The organism is Pseudomonas beijingensis, from assembly GCF_030687295.1.
GTDB lineage: Bacteria > Pseudomonadota > Gammaproteobacteria > Pseudomonadales > Pseudomonadaceae > Aquipseudomonas > Aquipseudomonas beijingensis.
The window spans coordinates 4,439,252-4,458,295 of the sequence record NZ_CP117425.1 but is presented as its reverse complement, the minus strand read 5'-3'; the positions used below and the strand labels follow the sequence as shown (position 1 = coordinate 4,458,295).

19 protein-coding genes and 1 pseudogene are annotated in these 19,044 nt (G+C 60.9%); 5 read left to right on the top strand and 15 right to left on the bottom strand.

Annotated features, from left to right (window positions below; translation table 11 throughout):
* Positions 1-24 precede the first annotated feature (24 nt).
* Both PSH84_RS19980 and PSH84_RS19975 read right to left on the bottom strand, forming a co-directional pair.
* Positions 25-1,314 (bottom strand): hypothetical protein, encoded by a 1,290-nt coding sequence (locus PSH84_RS19980; protein ID WP_305481652.1) that lies wholly within the window; start codon positions 1,312-1,314, stop codon positions 25-27.
* A gap of 184 nt (positions 1,315-1,498) precedes the next feature.
* Positions 1,499-1,765, bottom strand: coding sequence for a hypothetical protein (locus tag PSH84_RS19975; protein WP_013693488.1), 267 nt, complete (start codon positions 1,763-1,765; stop codon positions 1,499-1,501).
* Positions 1,766-2,106: 341 nt separating this feature from the next.
* On the opposite strand from PSH84_RS19975, the gene PSH84_RS19970 reads away from it, so the two are divergent.
* The gene (locus PSH84_RS19970) at positions 2,107-3,432 is read left to right on the top strand and encodes a sigma-54 dependent transcriptional regulator (RefSeq protein ID WP_122565502.1); all 1,326 of its coding nucleotides are present in this window, start codon (positions 2,107-2,109) and stop codon (positions 3,430-3,432) included.
* 168 nt (positions 3,433-3,600) lie between these two features.
* Here PSH84_RS19970 and fapF read toward each other — a convergent pair whose 3' ends face one another.
* From fapF to PSH84_RS19925, 9 genes are all read right to left on the bottom strand, one after another.
* Positions 3,601-4,884 (bottom strand): fibril amyloid transporter FapF, encoded by a 1,284-nt coding sequence (fapF, locus tag PSH84_RS19965; RefSeq protein ID WP_122565501.1) that lies wholly within the window; start codon positions 4,882-4,884, stop codon positions 3,601-3,603.
* Positions 4,885-4,930: 46 nt separating this feature from the next.
* Entirely contained in the window at positions 4,931-5,677 is a 747-nt protein-coding gene (gene fapE / locus PSH84_RS19960; protein WP_122565500.1) for a fibril amyloid subunit FapE, read from the bottom strand.
* A gap of 57 nt (positions 5,678-5,734) precedes the next feature.
* A complete protein-coding gene (gene fapD, locus PSH84_RS19955) occupies positions 5,735-6,415 on the bottom strand; it encodes a fibril amyloid maturation endopeptidase FapD (RefSeq protein ID WP_122565499.1) in 681 nt (226 codons plus the stop codon).
* Between the two features lie 231 nt (positions 6,416-6,646).
* Positions 6,647-7,630, bottom strand: a complete 984-nt coding sequence (fapC, locus tag PSH84_RS19950; RefSeq protein ID WP_305481651.1) for an amyloid-like fimbrin subunit FapC — start codon at positions 7,628-7,630, stop codon at positions 6,647-6,649.
* Between the two features lie 59 nt (positions 7,631-7,689).
* Entirely contained in the window at positions 7,690-8,283 is a 594-nt protein-coding gene (gene fapB / locus PSH84_RS19945) for a fibril amyloid subunit FapB (protein WP_122565497.1), read from the bottom strand.
* A gap of 1 nt (position 8,284) precedes the next feature.
* Positions 8,285-8,731, bottom strand: a complete 447-nt coding sequence (gene fapA / locus PSH84_RS19940; protein WP_122565496.1) for a functional amyloid chaperone FapA — start codon at positions 8,729-8,731, stop codon at positions 8,285-8,287.
* 322 nt (positions 8,732-9,053) lie between these two features.
* Entirely contained in the window at positions 9,054-9,578 is a 525-nt protein-coding gene (locus PSH84_RS19935) for an AAA family ATPase (protein ID WP_305471214.1), read from the bottom strand.
* Positions 9,575-10,138 carry a nicotinamide riboside transporter PnuC gene (pnuC, locus tag PSH84_RS19930; RefSeq protein ID WP_122565495.1) on the bottom strand — a complete coding sequence of 188 codons (564 nt, stop codon included), beginning with the start codon at positions 10,136-10,138 and terminating at the stop codon, positions 9,575-9,577. Before pnuC ends, PSH84_RS19935 begins: the two co-directional genes overlap by 4 nt.
* Before the next feature lie 205 nt (positions 10,139-10,343).
* Positions 10,344-11,978 (bottom strand): methyl-accepting chemotaxis protein, encoded by a 1,635-nt coding sequence (locus tag PSH84_RS19925; protein ID WP_122565494.1) that lies wholly within the window; start codon positions 11,976-11,978, stop codon positions 10,344-10,346.
* A 275-nt stretch (positions 11,979-12,253) separates the two neighbouring features.
* Here PSH84_RS19925 and PSH84_RS19920 point away from each other — a divergent pair, with 275 nt between their 5' ends.
* A complete protein-coding gene (locus tag PSH84_RS19920; RefSeq protein ID WP_122565493.1) occupies positions 12,254-13,084 on the top strand; it encodes an undecaprenyl-diphosphate phosphatase in 831 nt (276 codons plus the stop codon).
* A complete protein-coding gene (locus PSH84_RS19915) occupies positions 13,081-13,509 on the top strand; it encodes a DUF1294 domain-containing protein (protein ID WP_122565492.1) in 429 nt (142 codons plus the stop codon). The genes PSH84_RS19920 and PSH84_RS19915 overlap by 4 nt, the downstream gene beginning before the upstream one ends.
* 49 nt (positions 13,510-13,558) lie before the next feature.
* On the opposite strand, the gene PSH84_RS19910 is transcribed toward PSH84_RS19915, so the two are convergent.
* Together PSH84_RS19910 and PSH84_RS19905 are read right to left on the bottom strand one after the other, a co-directional pair.
* Positions 13,559-13,909 carry an MmcQ/YjbR family DNA-binding protein gene (locus tag PSH84_RS19910; RefSeq protein ID WP_122565491.1) on the bottom strand — a complete coding sequence of 117 codons (351 nt, stop codon included), beginning with the start codon at positions 13,907-13,909 and terminating at the stop codon, positions 13,559-13,561.
* Positions 13,906-14,816: pseudogene (locus tag PSH84_RS19905) on the bottom strand (LysR substrate-binding domain-containing protein). Before PSH84_RS19905 ends, PSH84_RS19910 begins: the two are co-directional and overlap by 4 nt.
* A 128-nt stretch (positions 14,817-14,944) precedes the next feature.
* Here PSH84_RS19905 and PSH84_RS19900 point away from each other — a divergent pair.
* Together PSH84_RS19900 and PSH84_RS19895 are read left to right on the top strand one after the other, a co-directional pair.
* Positions 14,945-15,553, top strand: coding sequence for an FMN-dependent NADH-azoreductase (locus tag PSH84_RS19900; protein ID WP_122565489.1), 609 nt, complete (start codon positions 14,945-14,947; stop codon positions 15,551-15,553).
* 184 nt (positions 15,554-15,737) lie between these two features.
* The gene (locus tag PSH84_RS19895; RefSeq protein WP_305481650.1) at positions 15,738-16,775 is read left to right on the top strand and encodes an alpha/beta hydrolase family protein; all 1,038 of its coding nucleotides are present in this window, start codon (positions 15,738-15,740) and stop codon (positions 16,773-16,775) included.
* A gap of 566 nt (positions 16,776-17,341) precedes the next feature.
* Here PSH84_RS19895 and PSH84_RS19890 read toward each other — a convergent pair.
* Positions 17,342-17,506, bottom strand: a complete 165-nt coding sequence (locus PSH84_RS19890) for a nucleoid-structuring protein H-NS (RefSeq protein ID WP_305483204.1) — start codon at positions 17,504-17,506, stop codon at positions 17,342-17,344.
* A 185-nt stretch (positions 17,507-17,691) separates the two neighbouring features.
* Positions 17,692-18,885, bottom strand: a complete 1,194-nt coding sequence (locus PSH84_RS19885) for an MFS transporter (protein ID WP_122567333.1) — start codon at positions 18,883-18,885, stop codon at positions 17,692-17,694.
* Positions 18,886-19,044 lie beyond the last annotated feature (159 nt).

Below are 19,044 nucleotides of genomic sequence, written 5' to 3'. Positions count from 1 at the left end.
TAGTGCTGAACCGGGGGACATTGCTCAGGCCCAATACCGCGCAACCACCGCCCGATAATGCCCCTGGAGCGAGTAGCCGCCCACCAGGATTCTACCGTCATCCTGCACAGCCAGGACGGTGGCGGTGTCCAGGCTGTAGCCGAGTCGCGTGCGGACCCAGCCTTTGCCTTCACCGAAATCCGGATCGAGGCTGGCATCCGGCAAATGCCGGGCAAGCACAAAATCGGCTTCGATACCACCGATGGTGGCGCCGGCGGTCACCAGCTTGCCGTCCGGTTGAAGCTGGGCGGCGGTCCATTGGCTGGCGTTGCGCCCGATTGCCATGAGCTGGCATTGGCCCTGGTTGCAATGACGATCCGGCTTGCCGTCCGGTCGCACTTTCAGCGACAGGCTATGCATCGGGTCGCGGCTGCTGCCGAACGCCTGCAGATCACCGTTCGCATCCTGGACGATCTGGCTGACCATCGCGCTATGACCCTGCGCCAGGATGGACAGGAAGCCCTCTTCGCCGAAGCTGTCGTCGAGCTTGCCGCTACTGTCATAGCGGGCGATCAAGCCATGCTGGGGCAAGTCGATGGCGCCGCCGACGACAATATGCCCGTCAGCCTGGAGCATCAGGCAGCCGAGCCAGGTATTTTTCAACAAGCGTCGGACCATCACGAAACCACGGCCGTTGAATGAGGTATCCAAGGCGCCGTCCGGCAGGAGCCGGATCAGTACACCGACATGGTCGGACAATTGATAGTGATGGTTGGCGAGCAAGAGGATCCGGCCATCGGCCTGTACTTGCATGTCGCAGGCCTCAAGTCCCGGCACGCCGGGCGGCAGCCAGGGATCGCGCAGGCCTTGGGAGAGATTGCCGCAGAGCCGGATGATGTGCCTGCCCGCGTTGCCGAAGCTCTGGACGGCACGGCCCTGCTGATCGAACAGCGCCAGGGCAGGAAGGGTGTGTTCGTTGTTTTCGTAGTGCAGGCCGGACAGCAGGATATGCCCGTCGGGCAGCTCGATCACTTTACCCGCCGTCGCTTCGAAGCCCTGTTCGAACGCGCCGATCACGCAGCCGCGGCTGCCGAAACCCGGATCGGTCGAACCGTCATGGTTGAGTCGCGCCAGCCCGAACCGGCTGCCATGGGCGGTCTCGATCCTCGCCGCGACCAGAATTCGGCCGGCGCGGTCGAGGGTCAATCCGGTGATCAGGCTTGAGGTACTGTCTTCGAAATGCACCCAGGCTTTGCCGTTGGCGGCAAAGCCTGGGTCAAGTTGCCCGGCGTGGGCCAGGGGCTTGGGAAGTACGAACGCGAACTGATCGAGCATGCCAGCCTCTCCTTGCGTGTCGATCGGCCCGAACGGGCGATGACTGCATGAGGGCAACATTCAATCCCTGAATGTGACAATGCACAACTGTCAGGTCCTGTAGTTACAGGGGCGATGCGTGCCATAACAATGGCTTTACAACCCAATGCCAAGCCTGCAATCGATAACAGGCTCTACCGGCGTTTTATTCAGGCATCGACCAGGATTGCAAGGTGTAGCCTTCCTGGCTCAATTCAGCACGGGCTTGTTTCAACAGATCAGCCAGTTGGACCGGGTCGGTATAGGCGCTGCTTGGAATCTGAGTGCGACCAATATGAGTATTGGTACGGTCGATGACGGTCAGGCTAAGTTCGCCGTTACCGTCCTGTGGAGCCCAGGCCACGCATTGGAAGGGACGGAATGCGCGGTCGGCAATCAAAAGAGCTTCGTTGATACGGAGCGGGGCGTTCATGGCGTTTTCTCTTAAGTGTGCCCAAACAAATGATGTGCCGTCGGTTGGGCGTACCGTGCGGCTGGTTACTTGTACTGATGTCCCGAACCCGTAGGCGGGTCACACATTATTTAAATAAATTTCGATTTTCTTTCAGACCAGGCTTTTGGACTTTTGTTTGAAAGTGCCGTGAAAGAAAAGCGTCCGCGATAACTAACGAAACCGTCGCTTATAACCAGTTTGAGATGATCTCGATAATCAATTGATACAAGGGCGCGTCAACTTCTTGCTACTGTTACATGCAGGTTAGCCAAACGACTGTTTCTACTCACATTTCTTTATTTTGGCGCCAAGGATCAGTCATGATCGAAGCCAGTACGTCACGTCGTCTGCTCGTGGTTGATCCCTGCGACGATTGTCATCGCCTGTTGCCAGGGCTGCGCACCATTGGGTGGGAGGTGGACAGTTGTGCCCTCGAACACGCCGGTGATCGGAGCTGTGACGTCGGCCTGTTGCGCTTGCAACCTTTTCACCTGGAGCGCCCGGAAGCGGTCAAGGAGTTGATCAGTCGCAGCGGCACTGAGTGGATTGCTGTGCTCAACCAGGAAGTCTTGCGCCTGCAGAACGTCGGTGATTTTGTCTGCGAATGGTTTTTCGACTTCCATACCTTGCCCTTCGACGTGTCCAGGGTCCAGGTGACACTGGGCCGGGCATTTGGCATGGCGCGCTTGCGGGGACAGGGCTCGATTCACATCGATCAGCCCGAACATGAACTGCTGGGCGACAGCAAGCCGATTCGCGAACTGCGCAAGTTGTTGAGCAAGTTGGCGCCTGCCGAGTCGCCGGTGTTGATTCGCGGTGAGAGCGGCACCGGCAAGGAGCTGGTGGCGCGTACCCTGCATTGTCAGTCTCACCGGCGCAATAAGCCTTTCATCGCCATCAACTGCGGTGCGATTCCGGAGCACCTGATCCAGTCAGAATTGTTCGGTCATGAGAAGGGCGCATTTACCGGTGCTCACCAACGCAAGATCGGACGGATCGAGGCGGCTCATGGGGGCACGTTGTTTCTCGATGAAATTGGCGACCTGCCGTTGGAGTTGCAGGCCAACCTGCTGCGTTTCCTGCAGGAAAAACACATTGAGCGGGTCGGTGGCAGCCAGCCGATTGCGGTCGATGTGCGGATCTTGGCGGCCACCCATGTGGACCTTGAAGCGGCCATCGAGCACAAGCGATTTCGCGAGGATCTGTATTACCGCTTGAACGTATTGCAAGTGGCGATGGCACCGCTGCGCGAGCGCCATGGTGACCTGGCGATGCTGGCCAGCCACTTTTCCCATTTCTACAGCCAGGAAACCGGCCGCCGTCCCCGCAGCTTCAGCGAGGATGCGTTGGTGGCGATGGGCATGCATGACTGGCCCGGCAATGTGCGGGAGCTGGCCAACCGCGTCCGTCGTGGATTAGTGCTGGCCGAAGGGCGACAAATCGAAGCCCGGGACCTCGGCCTGGCCAGCCAACAGGGCGTTGCGGCGCCGATGGGCACGCTGGAGGATTACAAGACCCGCGCCGAACGCCAGGCCCTGAGCGATGTGCTCAACCGGCACAGCGACAACCTGAGCGTGGCCGCCAGGGTGCTGGGCGTGTCCCGGCCGACGTTCTATCGTCTGCTGCACAAGCATCAGATCCGCTAGAACTGCCTACACAACCCATTGTGGGAGCGAGCTTGCTCGCGATGAGGCCCTTTCAGTCAGCACGGATGTTGAATGGAAGACCGCTATCGCGAGCAAGCTCGCTCCCACAGGGGTTTTTGTTTTGCAGTGCCTTCAGGGATAGGTGCCTATCACCTATCCCTGAGAACATCAGAAGTAATACGGGAATTTCAGGCTAAAGGTGAAATCCGGCGCATCGTCGGTCAGCCCTATGGACAGGTTGGGCACGATGGTCAGGTTGTCGGACGCGGCGACGGTCATGCCGATGTTGAAGTAACCGGCGTTGGCGTCGCTGGAGGTCACCGACTCCCAGTCGCCACCGTCCTGTTTGAGCTTGCTTTTCTTTTGGATCAGGTCGGAGACCGAGAACGACATGCTCATCTTCTCGTTCAAGGCAAAGGCAATACCCGCGCCGATCTGGAAACTATCGCCGATCCGCACTTTGCCCGGGACCTTCTGGTTGACCGTGGAGCTGATGTCGTCGAACGATTCTTCGAAGTTATGGGTGTAGGAAAGGGTGCCGAACAGAACGGCCGGGTCGAAGGTCTTGACCAGCGAGAGCCCAGGCGTGATCGACCACACGCCGTTGCCGGTGGGCAGGTCGTCAGGTACGAACAGATTGGTGTTGGCCTGGGACTGGCGCAGCTTGATGCCGAACGGGTCCTTGCCGGTGGGGGCCTTGACTCGCAGGGTGACCACCGCGTCCGGAGAGTTGATCGACTCATCCATGAACTTGTAAGCGATGCCGAAGTTGACGTCGCCAATGGTCGGGTCGCGTGTCACGGTTTCTTCGCTGGTGACACCGGCCGCGCCGCTGTTCGCGCCGCCTGACTGGTACGTGGATTCGCGGTAGACCACCGGCACGTTGAGGTCGAACTGCCAGCGATTATCGAAGTTGTAGCGGCCGGTGAGGTCCAGCGTCCAGGTGTCGGCCTTGATCCGGTCGAGGTTGATGTTGCCCAGGAAAATCGAATCCAGGGCCAGGAAACCGTTGAGGATCAGTTGACGCGTGTCGTAGCGCGAATAGGTCACGCCAGTCTCGAAACTGAATTTACCCCCGCCAAAGAAACCGCTGGCCTCGTCATAGAGGTTGGAGACGCTCTGGGCCGGTTGGGAATCATCGGCCAGGGACTGCCCGTAGCCGCTGCCACCAGCCGTTGCCGTGCCACCGCCGGCCACGGTCTGGTTGCCTTTCATGTCGGCCGGGGATTTGGCCAGGCGCTTGGGCGGCGGCGCGGCGGGTTGGTCCTCCACCTGGCGAACCCGTTGTTCGAGCACCGCCAGGGCCTTTTGCTGGACCTCGTATCGTTGCTTGAGCTCGAGAAGTTCCTGTTTCAGTGCTTCGATATCGGCATCCGGGGCCGCCTGCAACACGGCCGCCGGGAACAACGTGCTTAAACAGATCACAGCGCGCAACGATACGGATCGATACATGAAATATGCCGTCCCTATTTGCCCAATGGTCGGAAATCAGCGTAGTTCAATAACCGAGGTTACGGAGGCCGCGCAGTTGGGTCAGATTGCAGTCCAGTGCCCCGACACTGGCGCCGTTGTTGTTTAGCACCACATTGAGTTGCGTCATGTTGTTGACCAGATTGCTGTTGCCCAGCAGGCGGGTGTTTTGCAGCAAGCCGCCCTGGGCCACTTGTTGCAGGCTGCCGCCCTGGTTGTGGCTGGCCTGGATCGCCATTTGTACGCCGCTGCCGGTGGCGGTGACCGCGACGCTGCCGGCGGCGTTGCTGCCGCTGATGGTCTGGCCCTTGGTCAACAGTTGGCCCTGGGAGGGGACGAGCGCCGGTGCCTGGCTACTCTCCTTCACATTGATGTTGACGTTGTTGTAGGCCGTGTTGCCGTCGCCGGCGGCACGCACGCTCTGGGTCACGCCTTGGCTCGTGCCAAGGCCGGCACCACCGGTAATGTTGCCGCTGCCCTGTTCCGGGACGCTGCCGTTACCGGTCTGCTTGATGGTGGAGACATAGAACTCGGGTTTGACGGTGGCGGCCTGGATCTGCATGGTGCTGGTGGCGCCGATCAAGTCGCCGCTGGCGTTGCGCCAGGTACTGCTCATGACGATGCCGAAGCTGATGACTCGGCCCGGCATGACATAACGACCGCGCAGCTCGGCGAGCTCCTGGTCCTTGACTTCGATGGGTTTGAAGCCGGCATGGGCATAGCCCGAGGCGGTCGCGAGCAGGCAGGCCAGCGACAGCCAGTGTGAAGTTCTCATGTGCTGCTCCCGGAGCGTCCTGCTCCTTTTGTACTTATTGTTGGCAGTGGTCGGCGATTAGAAAAAGTCGCTCTGTATGAAGCCGAAATCCATCAGTTCCGCATCCCTGACCGGGTTGAAACCGTCCAGCTTGTTACGGGCTGTCAGGGGTTGAGGAGGGCTGCGTAGCGCATTGGTCTTGTCATAGCCCGGGCCGACGATCGCGAAGACGATGCCGTTCCAGCCTTTGACGAACTCATCGTGGGAGTAGCGCTTGTGGCCCAGCACCGGGTCGCCGATGTAGACCCATCGCTTGTCGGCCCGCTGCAACACCACGAAGTGCTTGTAGCCGCGTATTTCCATCAGGACCACCACCGGAATTGTCACCGCTTCGAGTTTCTCTGGCGGTATCCGGTAGCCTCGGGCGCGCATGCCGATGGTCTCCACGTAGCGCTTCATGTCCAGCATGGAAAACCCCTGGGTGCGAACCAGGTTCTGGTCGGCATTGACCAGCATGCCTTTGATGACGTGCTCTTCATCGACGTCAAGCCAATAGGCCTGGCGCAGTACCGTGGCCAGCGCGGCGGCGCCGCAACTGAAATCGGTTTTCTGCTCGACAATGTCGCTGAATTTGCGCTCGCGTACGCTTTGCACCGGTTTGTAGACCAGCATGCCGCCAGGCAGGGCGGCGACCGGCATCTGCGCCGCTTCGGCCACACAGGCCAGGCAGAGCAGCAGGGAAACGGCAGTGACACGCATGATCGATACGCCTAATGGACATCCGGGAAAAAAGCCCCGTTTCCAAGCCACACCCTTTGTAAAGCGTTGAAATGAGTCCGTGGCGAGGGAGCTTGCTCCCGCTGGGCTGCGAAGCAGCCCCTTTTTTGTGAGTGCGATGCACTCAAGCGGGAGCAAGCTCCCTCGCCACAAGACTCATCCCAACCCTAGGTGAACAGCATTGCTGTTGCCGGGGCTTCGTTTCATGCACGCTTACATGCAAGCCCTGCAGCCGGCCGCAATGGACAGCGAGTTGCTTTGCTGGTTGCCCACGCCCGCCGACACGTTGGCGCCGCCGTTACCGGAGAAGCCGTTCATGGAGTTGGTCATGGTGGCGTTGTTGATCACAGGGTTTTTCCAACCGTCGCGGGTCAGCACCTGCTGGGTGTTGCTGCCGGCCAGTTCGAAGGACCCCACGGCGGAGAACTTGAACTTGTCGTCATCGTGACCGCCGCCGTATCCGCCTTTGTTGCCCCAGCCGCCATGATCGTTGTCTTCGACGGTGCCGGTGCCTTTGGCCTTGAACGTGCCAGAAGCGGCGTAGGTGTTGGTAAGCGTGTCGGTTTTGTAAGTCCGTACGCCCTTGTTGTCGACCACAAGGCCGGTGGAAGACTGGTCAGCCGAGGCAGAGGCCTGTGCGACACGGCCCCCGGATACGGCGATGGCCAGGTTGTTTTTCTGCTGGTTGAAGTTGCCGGCGGTCACGTTGATGCCAATGTTACCGGAGCCATCGTTGCCGGCATTGGTGAGCGAGGCATTGTTTTGCGTGGAGTTGTTTTTGACGTAGTTGTTGTTATTGACTTGCGTGGCGCTGGAGACAGCGACAGCCGAACCGAAGATGAAGCTCTCGTCAGCGGTGGCCAGGGCGGCGGCGTTGTCTTGCTGGTTACCGTCGCCGGCCGCGATGTTGGCGCCCATGTTGCCGTTGCTGCCATTGAGCGAGTCAGTGGCCTCAGCGGTGTTGCGGGTGGCTTGGTTGGTCACGACGTTGCCGTCGCTGTTCTGCACATCCAGCACGGCCGCGCCAGCCCCAGCGGTGATCGAGAGCAGTTGCTCGAACGACGGACCTCTTGGGCCTTGATTGCCGTGGCCGTTACCGTGGCCGTTGCCACGCCCGTTACCGTCGGCCTGTGCAGCCATTGCCATGACAGCGGCGAGAGCGAAAACCAATGGTTTGAGTGCCATTGTAGGTTTCATGGTGTTTCTCCTTGCGTGTCGTTGGTTAAGTGTCGGTACTTTCTTATGTAGCCCCCGGATCAATCAGCGACCCGGATGCTCAGGGTGTTAGCCATGCGGTTCCCCACCCCGGCACTCTGGTTCACCTGGATTACCCCTCGGCTGCCGGTGAAGGCCTGGTCGCTGGTAACGACCTGGCGACTGCCGGTTGGGGTGCCAGTTGCTCCTGAGTTCGGTAGCAGCGCCACGTTCTGTTGGGACAGGGCGCTGTCGTCCATGCTCTGCGGATGGGCACTGATGCCCACCCGCATGACATTGGCCATCTGGTTGTTGGCCCCGGCGGACTGGTTGACGCCCAGCACGCCGTTACCGTTGCTGAAGGAGTGGCCACCGATGCGGGCGGTGGCGTTCATGGAAGGGTTGGCCTGGGTGTCGACACGTTGCTGCACGTGGGTGCTGGCCTGGGCGTGGCTGCCAATGGCGATGGCCCGGGTGTTGGTTTGCTGGATCTGGTCGCCGGCCGCCTGGTTGACGTTGAAGTTGCCGGTGTAATGGCTGCCGGAATCCTGCAGGTTGGCGCTGCTGACCACCGCGACACCCGAATCGGCAAATACGGTGAAAGAGCTGAGCAGCGAAAGCATGAGCAGGGTGAGTAGAAACAGGACGGGCTTCATGTCACTGGCCTCCCGCCAGCCGGCCCAGCGGGGCCAGGCCGGAACTCAGCGAGCGGTTGATGGTGCCGGAGATCGCGCCACCACTACCGCCACCATGACCGGCATTCATGCCCGGCATGCCGTTGGGGTTGGTGACCACGTTCAGGCCCTGCACACCGGTATTCGGGCTGACGATGTTGCGGATCGACGAGCCGCTGGCCACGCTGGCGAACTCGCCATCGCTCAGTTCGGTGCTGGCGGTCGCCTGGTTGATTCGTTCGGAGGGGTTGGCATTGACGGTGGTCGGGTAGGGATCTTTGCCGCCGTTGCGACCGATTGCGATGGGCTGCACGTCACGGCTGAGCACGATGACGCCGTTGCCCTCGGCCTGTGCTGGCAGGCTGAGCGTTGCGCTGGCGGCGCAGCCGATCATGAGCAGACAGGTCAAACTTCTTTCGAAAGTCCCCACGGCATCGATTCCTTCTTCGGTGGGCTGGCCTTGGTCCAGCGTTGCGAAATGGGGAAGAGCAGGTGTTGTGCCGTGTTTTGAAATACCCGGCAATTCAATGGGTTGGATTAAGCCAGGGGGCGTCGAGGAGGGAACCTGTTTCAGCGTTGAGACAGGGCGGATGACGATCAAATGGCCACCAACCGTTGCAGGGCTCTGGCTCCAGGCTTTTGGGAGGGTGTTTCAGCAGCGTGACAGTCTTGATGACAAGGACATGAAACGTGGTTGAATCCGGGTTTGCTGCGAGTGCGTTGTTTCAGAAGTGAAACAAATCAAGCGGCGGTCAGGCTTCAAGCAGTTGGGTAACGGTTGCAAACACTTGCGTCCGGCGTTGCACCCAGTTGCCCTGAATGACCTGGAAAGGTTGCCGATGTTGGCTCAGCCAAGTCTCGATCGCCTGGAAAAACGTCAGCCGCTCTGCTAGCTCGGGCTGGCAACGCAAACCGTCGCCGGTCCATTCGACCTCCTCGGGACTCAACAACAGGTGCAGGTCGTAATGGCGGGCCAACAACGCCGGCTCGAGCCAGTCCGGGCAATCGCCGAACAGGGTCTGGCTCCAGAGAATGTTGCTCAACAGGTGAGTGTCGAGGATCAACAGCGCCGGTCGGCCGGCACGTGCCTCGTCTTCCCAGGCCAATTGGCCGGAGGCGATGTCGGTGATGTCGGCCAGGCAGGTATCGCGTTGGGTCTGTTCCATGAAATGGCGCACATACTCGTCTACCCGCACGCCACCGAAATGCGCCTGCAATTGCGCCGCCAACCAGCTCTTGCCGCTGGATTCCGGGCCGGTCAGTACCACCACCTTCATGCGCGCAGGGCCGGGTCGGCGCGCCATTCCCGCCAGCCTTGCACGGCGAGCAGGGTGAACAGGGCGTAGAGCGCGGCGGTCAGGTGCAAGCCTTTGTAGATGAACAGGCCAACGAAGATCACGTCAAGGGCGATCCACAGCGGCCAGCATTGCACGCGTTTTTGTGCCATCCACCACTGGGCCACGAGGCTGAACCCCGTAAGCGCGGCGTCGAGCCAGGGCTGGGCGGCGTCGGTCCAGTGAGCCATGGCAGCGCCCAACAGCAGGCTGCCCACCGCGCCGATGGCCAGGCCGAGCAACACCGACGGCCCACCGAGGCGACTGACCTGACGCCCATCATGATTGCGTCCGGCACGGGTCCATTGCCACCAACCGTAGAGTTGCAGCACCGCGTAGACAACCTGCAGCAGCATGTCCGAGTACAACTTCACCTCGAAAAAAATCCAGCTGTACAGCAACACCATGACCAGGCCGATTGGCCAGCACCAGGGGTTCTGCTTGACGGTCAACCAGACGGCGATCACGCCGAGGGCTGCGGCAAACAGTTCAAGCCCGGACATGGCAGTTCCTTGGGGAAAGAGGAGAGGGCGGCGATTGTAAACGCTATGGTGTGGAGAGCTCCAATACCAATGTCGTAAATGGGCTGGCGCTATCGCGAGCAGGCTCGCCCCCACCGCGGTTTTGCGTTGGTCTCTGGTTTGGTACTCACCACAAGTCCCCTGTGGGAGCGAGCTTGCTCGCTCCCACAGGGTTGGCTACCGATCTTTAGACTCGGAATTGCTTGAGCAACCCATTCAACTGTTCACTCAACGCCTTGAGGCGGCTGCTTGCCTGGCTGGACTGTTCGGCGGCCATGGCGGTGCTATGGGACAGGCCGGCGGCCTGGGTGACGTTCTGGTTGATGTCTTCCACCACATGGGCCTGTTGCAGGGTGGCGCTGGCGATGGAGGCGTTCAGGCTGTTGAGGTTGCGCAGGGCCTGGCCGATGGCGTTGAGGCTGGCACCGGCGAGGCCGGCCTGTTCGATGGTCAGTTGCGAGGCGCGGCTGCTGTCGCCGATGACTTTCACGGCGGCTTCGGAGTGGGTTTGCAGGCGCTCGATCATCGCCTGGATCTCGGCGGTGGATTTCTGCGTGCGCTGGGCCAGCAGCCGCACTTCATCAGCAACCACCGCAAAGCCCCGGCCTTGCTCGCCGGCGCGGGCGGCTTCGATCGCGGCGTTGAGGGCCAACAGGTTGGTTTGTTCGGCGATGGAACGAATCACCTCCAGCACACTGCCGATCTGGGTGCTTTCACTCGCCAGGGTGCGAATCACTTCCACGGCTTGATCGATGGTCTGGGACAAGCGGTCGATCTGCTGCAAGCTCCCATCGATGTTGACCTGGCCTTGCTGGGCCTGGGATTCGGCGTCGCGCATCTCACTGGCCGCGTGCTCGGCGTTCTTGGCCACGTCCTGCACGCCATAGGTCACTTCGTTGATCGCGGTGGCCACCAGTTCCATTTGTTGCGACTGTTGCTGGCTGCGTTCCTGGGCTTGAGCCGCGTCGTTGCCCAATTCGTTGGAAGATTGCCCCAGCTCGCTGGCCGAGGCCTGCAACTGGCTCACCACCTGGCGCAATTTGGCGGTAAAGGCGTTGAAATGCCGGGCCAGTTGCGTGACTTCGTCCTGGCCGTGGGTGTCGAGGGTGCGCGTCAGATCGCTCTCGCCGCTGGCGATATTGGCCATGGCGTTGACGGTTTCTTGAAGCGGGCGGACGATGCTGCGCACGATCAGAGTCAGCAGAAGGCCCATGACCAGGGTGATCGCCAAGCCAATCAGCGAAGCCTTGATCAACTGGGACTGGAACTCTGCCTGGACGTCGTCCACGTACACGCCGGAACCGATGATCCAACCCCACGGTTCGAACAGTTTGACGTAGGAAGTCTTGGCGACCGGCGCTTCGGCGCCCGGCTTGGGCCAAAGGTAATCGATGATCCCGGCACCCTTGGCTTTGGCGATGGCGACCATCTCGTTGAACAGCGCAAAACCGTTCGGGTCGCGGATCGCCGAGAGGTTCTGGCCTTCAAGCTTCGGGTTGGTCGGGTGCATGACCATGACCGGCGTCAGGTCGTTGATCCAGAAGTAATCGCTCTGGTCATAGCGCAGGCCTCGCACGGCGCTGAGGGCTTGCTTCTGCGCTGCCTCGCGGGTCAGGGTGCCGGCGGTTTCCAGCCCATGGTAGTAGCTCAGTACACCACTGGCGGTCTGCACCACATGCTGGGTCTTCTGCACCTTGGCCTGATACAGGTCCGTGTGGATCTGCTTGAGCATAAAGGCGCCTAGCGTGAACAACATCACGATGGCCACGACCAGGATGAGCCACAAGCGTCGGCTGATCGACACACTGCGCAAGCTATTCATACGCTGTCACTCCGGTTTCTTATTCTTGTCATTAACGACGGCCGGCACTTTAGCGCCCGGCGGCTATCCATGATTGACCTGGGGTCATAACGCGGCAGCGTTATCAGGGCTTGTCTGATAGGATTTCGGCCCCGCAGCGCAAAACCTGAGTCTGTTCTGATTTTTTCATTGGTTTTTTTTGAAAGGTCGCGGTTATCGTGCAGCCGCTGCGTGTACCTGCATGACACTTGAATATTGATAAGACCTGCTTGAACAGCGTCTTTTTTGGGGGATGAATGGATTTGTGGACGGCCTTTTCGGCATTGATTCTTGGCGTAGTGGAAGGCTTGACGGAGTTTCTGCCGATTTCCAGCACGGGGCACCAGATCATTGTCGCCGACTTGCTCGAGTTCGGTGGCGAACGCTCGATGGCATTCAACATCATCATTCAGCTGGGCGCGATCCTCGCGGTGGTCTGGGAGTTCCGGCGCAAGATCTTCGACGTGGTGCTGGGGCTGCCGACGCAACCCAGCGCTCGCCGGTTTACCGCCAACCTGCTGATCGCCTTCCTGCCGGCCGTGGTCTTGGGCGTGCTGTTTGCCGACTGGATCCACCATTACCTGTTCAACCCGATCACCGTGGCCGCCGCGCTGGTGGTGGGCGGTCTGGTGATGCTCTGGGCCGAGAAGCGTCAGCACCAGGTGCACGCCGAGACGGTGGACGAGATCTCCTGGAAGGACGCACTGAAGGTTGGCCTGGCCCAATGCATAGCGATGATCCCGGGCACCTCCCGTTCCGGCGCGACCATCATTGGTGGCTTGCTGTTCGGTCTGTCGCGTAAAACCGCTACCGAATTCTCGTTCTTCCTGGCGATGCCCACCATGGTCGGCGCGGCCGTCTACTCGGGCTACAAGTACCGCGAACTGTTCGTCCCGGCGGATTTCCCAGTGTTCGCCATTGGTTTTGTCACGGCGTTCATTTTCGCCATGATCGCGGTCAAGGGCCTGCTGCGGTTCATCGCCAGTCACAGCTACGCCGTGTTCGCCTGGTATCGAATCGCTTTCGGCCTGCTGATCCTGGCCACCTGGCAGTTCGGCTGGGTGGACTGGACCGCCGCCAAGCCATGAACGATTCAGGCAACCGCAAACGTGCCGGGCGCAACGCCGACGGCGCCGTGCAGCACCTGCGGCTCAAACTGACGGTGTTTGCCCTGGTCTGTGCCTTGCCGCTGTTCGGTTCGCTGCTGTTCGGGCTGCGGGCGGTGTCGTGGGTGCCGATGGGGGCCTATGGCGTCGTCAGCGTGGTGGCGTTCCTGCTGTACTGGAGCGACAAGCGCAAGGCGCGCGCCGACGCCTGGCGTACCCCGGAGAATGTGTTGCATGCGGTAGAGCTGGCCGGCGGTTGGCCCGGCGCCTTGCTGGCCCAGCAGCTGTTTCGCCACAAGACCCGCAAAGTCTCATTTCAAGTGGTGTTCTGGTTCATCGTGCTGTTGCACCAGGTGTTCTGGATCGACCAGTTGTTCCTGGGCGGTTATCTGTTGGCGTTGTCCTAGTGGGGGAGCGAGCTTGCTCGCGATAGCGGTGGTTCAGTCGCTGCCGCCACTACAGCAATAACCCAACCTGGGTACGCTTCGGTAACTTGCTGACCACCAATTGATGAGAGCGGCGCAGCAAATTGCGCAGCTCTTCAGCCCCCAGCGGGTAGGGCACCTGCATGATGACCCACTGGGCCCGCGCCAGGTACGGCGCGGGGTGAATGCCCGGGCGGTCGCAATGACCCAGGAACAGATCCTTGTCGACCTTGAACGCCAACGAGTCGCCCCGCAGGCCCTGGAGGGCGAACATTTTGTTCCCGGCAATGGAAAATACCCGCACGCCACCCCATTTGTAGTCTTCCCTGGCACCGGGCAAGTCCAGGCAAAACCGCGCGACATCCTCTTCGCTCAAACTCATAGCGTTCTTTCTCCACAGCCCTCGAAGGCTTCCACCAAATGATCGATCCAGGCACGCACCGCCGGCAACATGCCGCGCCGATGCGGGTAGACCGCCTGGAGCCAGCCGTCGGGCAATGACCATCCAGGGCAGCAGCTCCACCAGTGTGCCGTCACGCAATTCCTGCTCGCAATACATGCTTGGCAATAAAGTGAAGCCCAGGCCGGCGAGGGTGCAGGCCCGACGCACAATGAAGTCGTCGATGCCCAGGCGGGCCTCCAGGCTCAGTTCGGCCTGCTGCCCATCGGCCTTGACCAGACGCAGATGCACCAGGCGATCGGCTTCCAGCGCCCCGAGCACCGGCAACGGCTTGAGATCGTCCGGGGTCTCGATCCGTCGCCCTTCAACAAACGCCGGGCTGGCCACCAGCATCAGGCGTGCCCGGCGCAAACGCCGGGTCATCAGCAGTGGGTCTTCGTCTCCCAGGTCGCGCACGCGCAACGCCACGTCGATGCCTTCGCCGATCAGGTCCACCCGGCGGTTGAGCAGGGTCATTTTCCAGCTGTACCAGGGGGTATTTCACCAGGAAAGTTTCGATCACCACCGGCAGGAACTGATGGGCCAGGCCCACCGGGCTCGACACCCGCAAACGGCCACGGGGCTCGCTGGACATGCTCGCCACCGCTTCGTCGGCCATCTCGGCCTCCAGCAACATCGCCTGGCAATGGCGCAGATAAGGTTCGCCGACTGCGGTCAATTTCAACTGGCGGGTGGTGCGCTGCAGCAGGCGGGCGCCGAGGCGTTCTTCCAGCTCGGCGATACGCCGCGACAGTCGCGACTTGGGAATGCCCAGCAAGCGCCCGGCCGCCGCGAATCCGCCGGCTTCGACGACTTTGGCGAAGTAATACAAGTCATTGAGGTCTTGCATGTTGAACTCGATTGTCCTGTCAGTAGGACAAACTATCGCATTTATGCCGACTTATCGATCATTGGCTTCATCGATAGGATGGTCGCCAATTGATCGCCTGGTGCGGTCCTCACTTGGAGAGCACTCACATGAAACTGCTGCACATCGATTCGAGCATCCTCGGCGACAACTCCGCTTCCCGCCAATTGAGCCGTGAAGTGGTTGAAGCCTGGAAAGCGGCCGAGCCAGGTATCACCGTCACCTATCGTGACCTGGCCGCCGACGCCATCAGCCATTTTTCCGCCCAGACGCTGGTTGCCGCAGGTACCAGTGCTGAATTGCGCGACGCCGCACTCAAGTACGAAGCGGACCTTAGCGCCGAGACAATGGCAGAGTTTCAGGCGGCGGATGCGCTGGTTATCGCCGCGCCGATGTACAACTTCAGCATTCCGACCCAACTCAAGGCCTGGATCGACCGCATTGCCGTGGCCGGCCAGACGTTCCGCTACACCGAAGCTGGCTTCGAAGGCCTGTGCGGTGGCAAGAAGCTGGTGATCGTTTCCACCGCCGGTGGTTTGCATGCCGGGCAGCCTAGTGGTGCAGGCCATGAGGATTATCTGAAAGTGATGTTTGGTTTCCTGGGCATTACCGAGATCGAATTTGTCCGTGCGGAAGGGCTCGCCAAGGGCGACGACATGCGTAGCAAGGGCATGAGTGAAGCCCATGCGCAGATCGGCGAACAATTCGCCGCTGCGTAAAACCTGCGTAAAGGCACCAAGTGCTTCGGGCAACCTTCGCAAAACCCTGTATTCTCGTGGTCATTGGATGGCCGGGATGCAGGGTTTTGCTGCATTCGGCGCCGGGGATTCTGGCGCAGGTTATGCACGGCCAAGGCGACGAGCGACGGAGCCTTCCCGTGCGCTGGTGAAGGTGGACGATTCGATGACACGTTTTGGTGCAACGCTGCTGCTTTGCTTGTTTGCCAGTCTCGGTTCCGTGCAGGCCGCACCGGGGCCGCATCCGCATTGGAGCGCTGGCTTCCATGAGCTGAGCTTTCTCGATCCGCTGGATCAGCAGCCGATGCACGCTATCGCCTTCTATCCGTCCATCGACCGGGAACAATCCAGCCTGCTAGGTGGCTACCAGATCGACGCCGCGCCGGACGCCCAGATCGCCATCGGCCGCTTTCCGCTGTTGATGTTGTCCCACGGCAATACCGGCACGCCGCTGGCCCTGCATGACTTGGCCACTTCGCTGGCGCGCAAGGGATTTGTCGTGGTGGCGGTGATTCATCCCGGCGACAATGCCCAGGATCACAGCCGGCTTGGCACCCTGAGCAACCTGTATGGGCGGCCGATCCAGATTTCCGAAGCCATTACCGCAACGCTCAATGATCCGATGCTGTCGCCGTTCGTTAACGCCGGGCAGGTCGGGGTGATCGGCTATTCGGCCGGTGGCGAAACCGCGCTGATCCTGTCCGGCGCGACGCCGGACCTCAATCGCTTGCGCCGTTACTGCGTGGAGCGGCCGGACGACCGTGATGCCTGCAACACCCAGGGCGAACTGATCGCTGACCGCGATGACCTGCAACCGGTGGCCGATCCCAGGGTCCGGGCATTGCTGCTGATGGCGCCGTTGAGCCTGAAATTTGGCCGTCACACCCTGGCCGATGTCCATGTGCCGGTGCTGTTGTACAGCGGCGATGGCGACAAACTCGTGGCTTTCGACAAGAATGCCGCCGCTTTGGCCCGCAAGCTGCCCACCGCACCGGATTTCAAGACCTTGGCCGGCGCTGGCCATTTTGTCTTCCTGGCGCCGTGCACCGACGAGCAGATTGCCGCGATGCCAGCGCTGTGCACGGATGCTGACGGGGTCGACCGCAAGGACATCCACCGCACCATGATTTCCGAGGCCGGCCGCTTCTTTGGCGAGGCCTTGGGCAAGCCAACCCGGGCGGGGATGAGGACGGCTGATCAATGAGGATGACCGATCAATTAGGATGGTGTGTATATCCGTTGCTGCGGTAACGGCGGCTTAGGGTTCCGCCCTTACGGCGGGTCACTTTTGGAAGAGCCGGGAGCCGGACCAGCCAAAAGTAACCAAAAGCGCTTTGCCCCACCACTCGGCACCTCGCCTAGGCTCGGTGTGCCCTCACTCCGGCATTGCTCCGTGGGCCCGCCGCGAAGGGCCATCCATGGCCCAGCGCGGCTATCCCGGCATCCATGCCGGGTTGCCCACTCCACAATGCCTGCGTTCGGCCAGCGTGGTTTAACGGGGCGTCCAGATCAAGATCAAGATCAAGATCAAGAGCCAAAGCAAGAGCAGGCCGGCATCTAGGTGGCTGAACCACCGCTATCGCGATCAAGCTCGCTCCCACAATGGGCCTGTGGTGAACACAAGACTTATGAACGCCCAAGATCACCTGTGGGAGCGAGCTTGCTCGCGATGAGGCCAGCAAACCCAACATCCATGTGATTGAACCACCGCCATCGCGAGCAGGCTCGTTCCCACAGGAGAAACGCGGTCACCCAGAACCAGGTCGGCTATCAGGCCGCCTCGTGGAGGACGTTGATCTCGGGCGCCCCGTTAACCACGATGGCTGAACGAAGGTATTGCGCAGTGGGCAACCCGGCATGGATGCCGGGATAGCCGCGCTGGGCCATGGATGGCCCTTCGCGGCGGCCCACGGAGCAATGCCTGCGTTCAGGCATGCCGAGCCTAGGCGAGGCACCGAGTGGCGGGGCAGAAGCGTTTTGGTTACTTTTGCGCTCTTCAAAAGTGACCCGCTGTAAGAGCGGAACCATAGGCCGCCGTTACCTAAATAACGGATATACACACAAGAACAAGTAAATACCGGACCTTCTCAAAACAAAAACGGCAGTGAACAGCATTACGATCAATAAGGTGCATTTGTGGCCCGGCGACGCAGCAGCAAAGTCAGCCCCAGTCCGCTGACCGACAGCAACGCGGCACAGAAGAAGATCGACGAATAACCCAAGTTCAATGCCACCGCGCCCATCAGCGGGCCGGCAATCGCCAGCGCCAGGTCAAAGAACACCGCGTAGGCGCTCAAACCCGCACCACGGCTGGTGTTCGGCACTTGCTTGATGGCCTCCACCCCCAGCGCCGGGTACACCAACGACAGCCCGAAGCCGGCCAGCCCGGCACCGACCAGGGCGAACGGGGTGGACGGCGCCAGCCACAGCAATACCAGCCCGAGGGTTTCGATGCTCATGCAGGCAATGGCCGAGTTGAAGCCACCGAAGCGGGCGATGCTGGAAATGAACACCAATCGCGCGAGGATGAAGCAGATGCCGAAGACTGTCAGGCACCACGCCGCGCCGGTCCAGCCGCGGCTGATGTAAAACAGTGTGATGAACGTGGTGAGCGTGCCGTAGCCGATCGACGCCAGGCTCAGGCCCGCGCCGTACGGCGCAATGCGCGCAAACACCGCCCAGAAAGGCAAGCGCTCGCCGCGAATGACCGGCACCGACGGCTTGTTGCGAATCATCAACAGTGCAGCACCCGCCAGCAATGACAGGGCGATGCCCAGGCTGGCAAAACCCAATTCACTGACCATCACCACCCCCAGCGGTGCGCCAATCGCGATAGCCCCGTACGAGGCGATGCCGTTCCAGGAAATCGAGCGGGCCGTGTGCTCCACCCCCACCTGACCCATGCACCAACTGATGGTGCCCACGCCAATCAGCCCCTGGGCCACGCCGAGCAGCAGGCGGCCGGCGATCAGAATCAACAGGCTGGTTAGCGCAAAGCTTTGCAGCAAGGTCGAGACCAGCGTCAGCACCCCGCTGAGCACAATCCCCGACAACCCATAGACGATGGCGCGCTTGGTGCCGAGGCTGTCTGAGAAGCGCCCGGCCATGGGGCGGCTGAGCAGGGTCGCCAGGTACTGTGAACCGATGGTCAACCCGGCCACCACCGCGCTGAAGCCCAGCTGTTCGTGGACATACCCGGGCAACACGGCAATCGGCAGGCCGATGCAGAGAAACGCGATGAAGGTGTAGAAAACGATGGAGACGATCTGCAGGGTGATCGACAAGGAGCTGGGAGCAGAGGAGGGCGTGGGCATGGGCTCGTTCGCGGGCAGCGGTAAGAGAGCCTCATCATGGCGCGAGGTGAGGATAAAAGAAAGCAGGCTAACTAAATGTCTTGGGGAGACTGGGTGTTCAGGCTGGATTGATGCTGTGTGTGCTGACGCCATCGCGAGCAAGCTCGCTCCCACAGGATT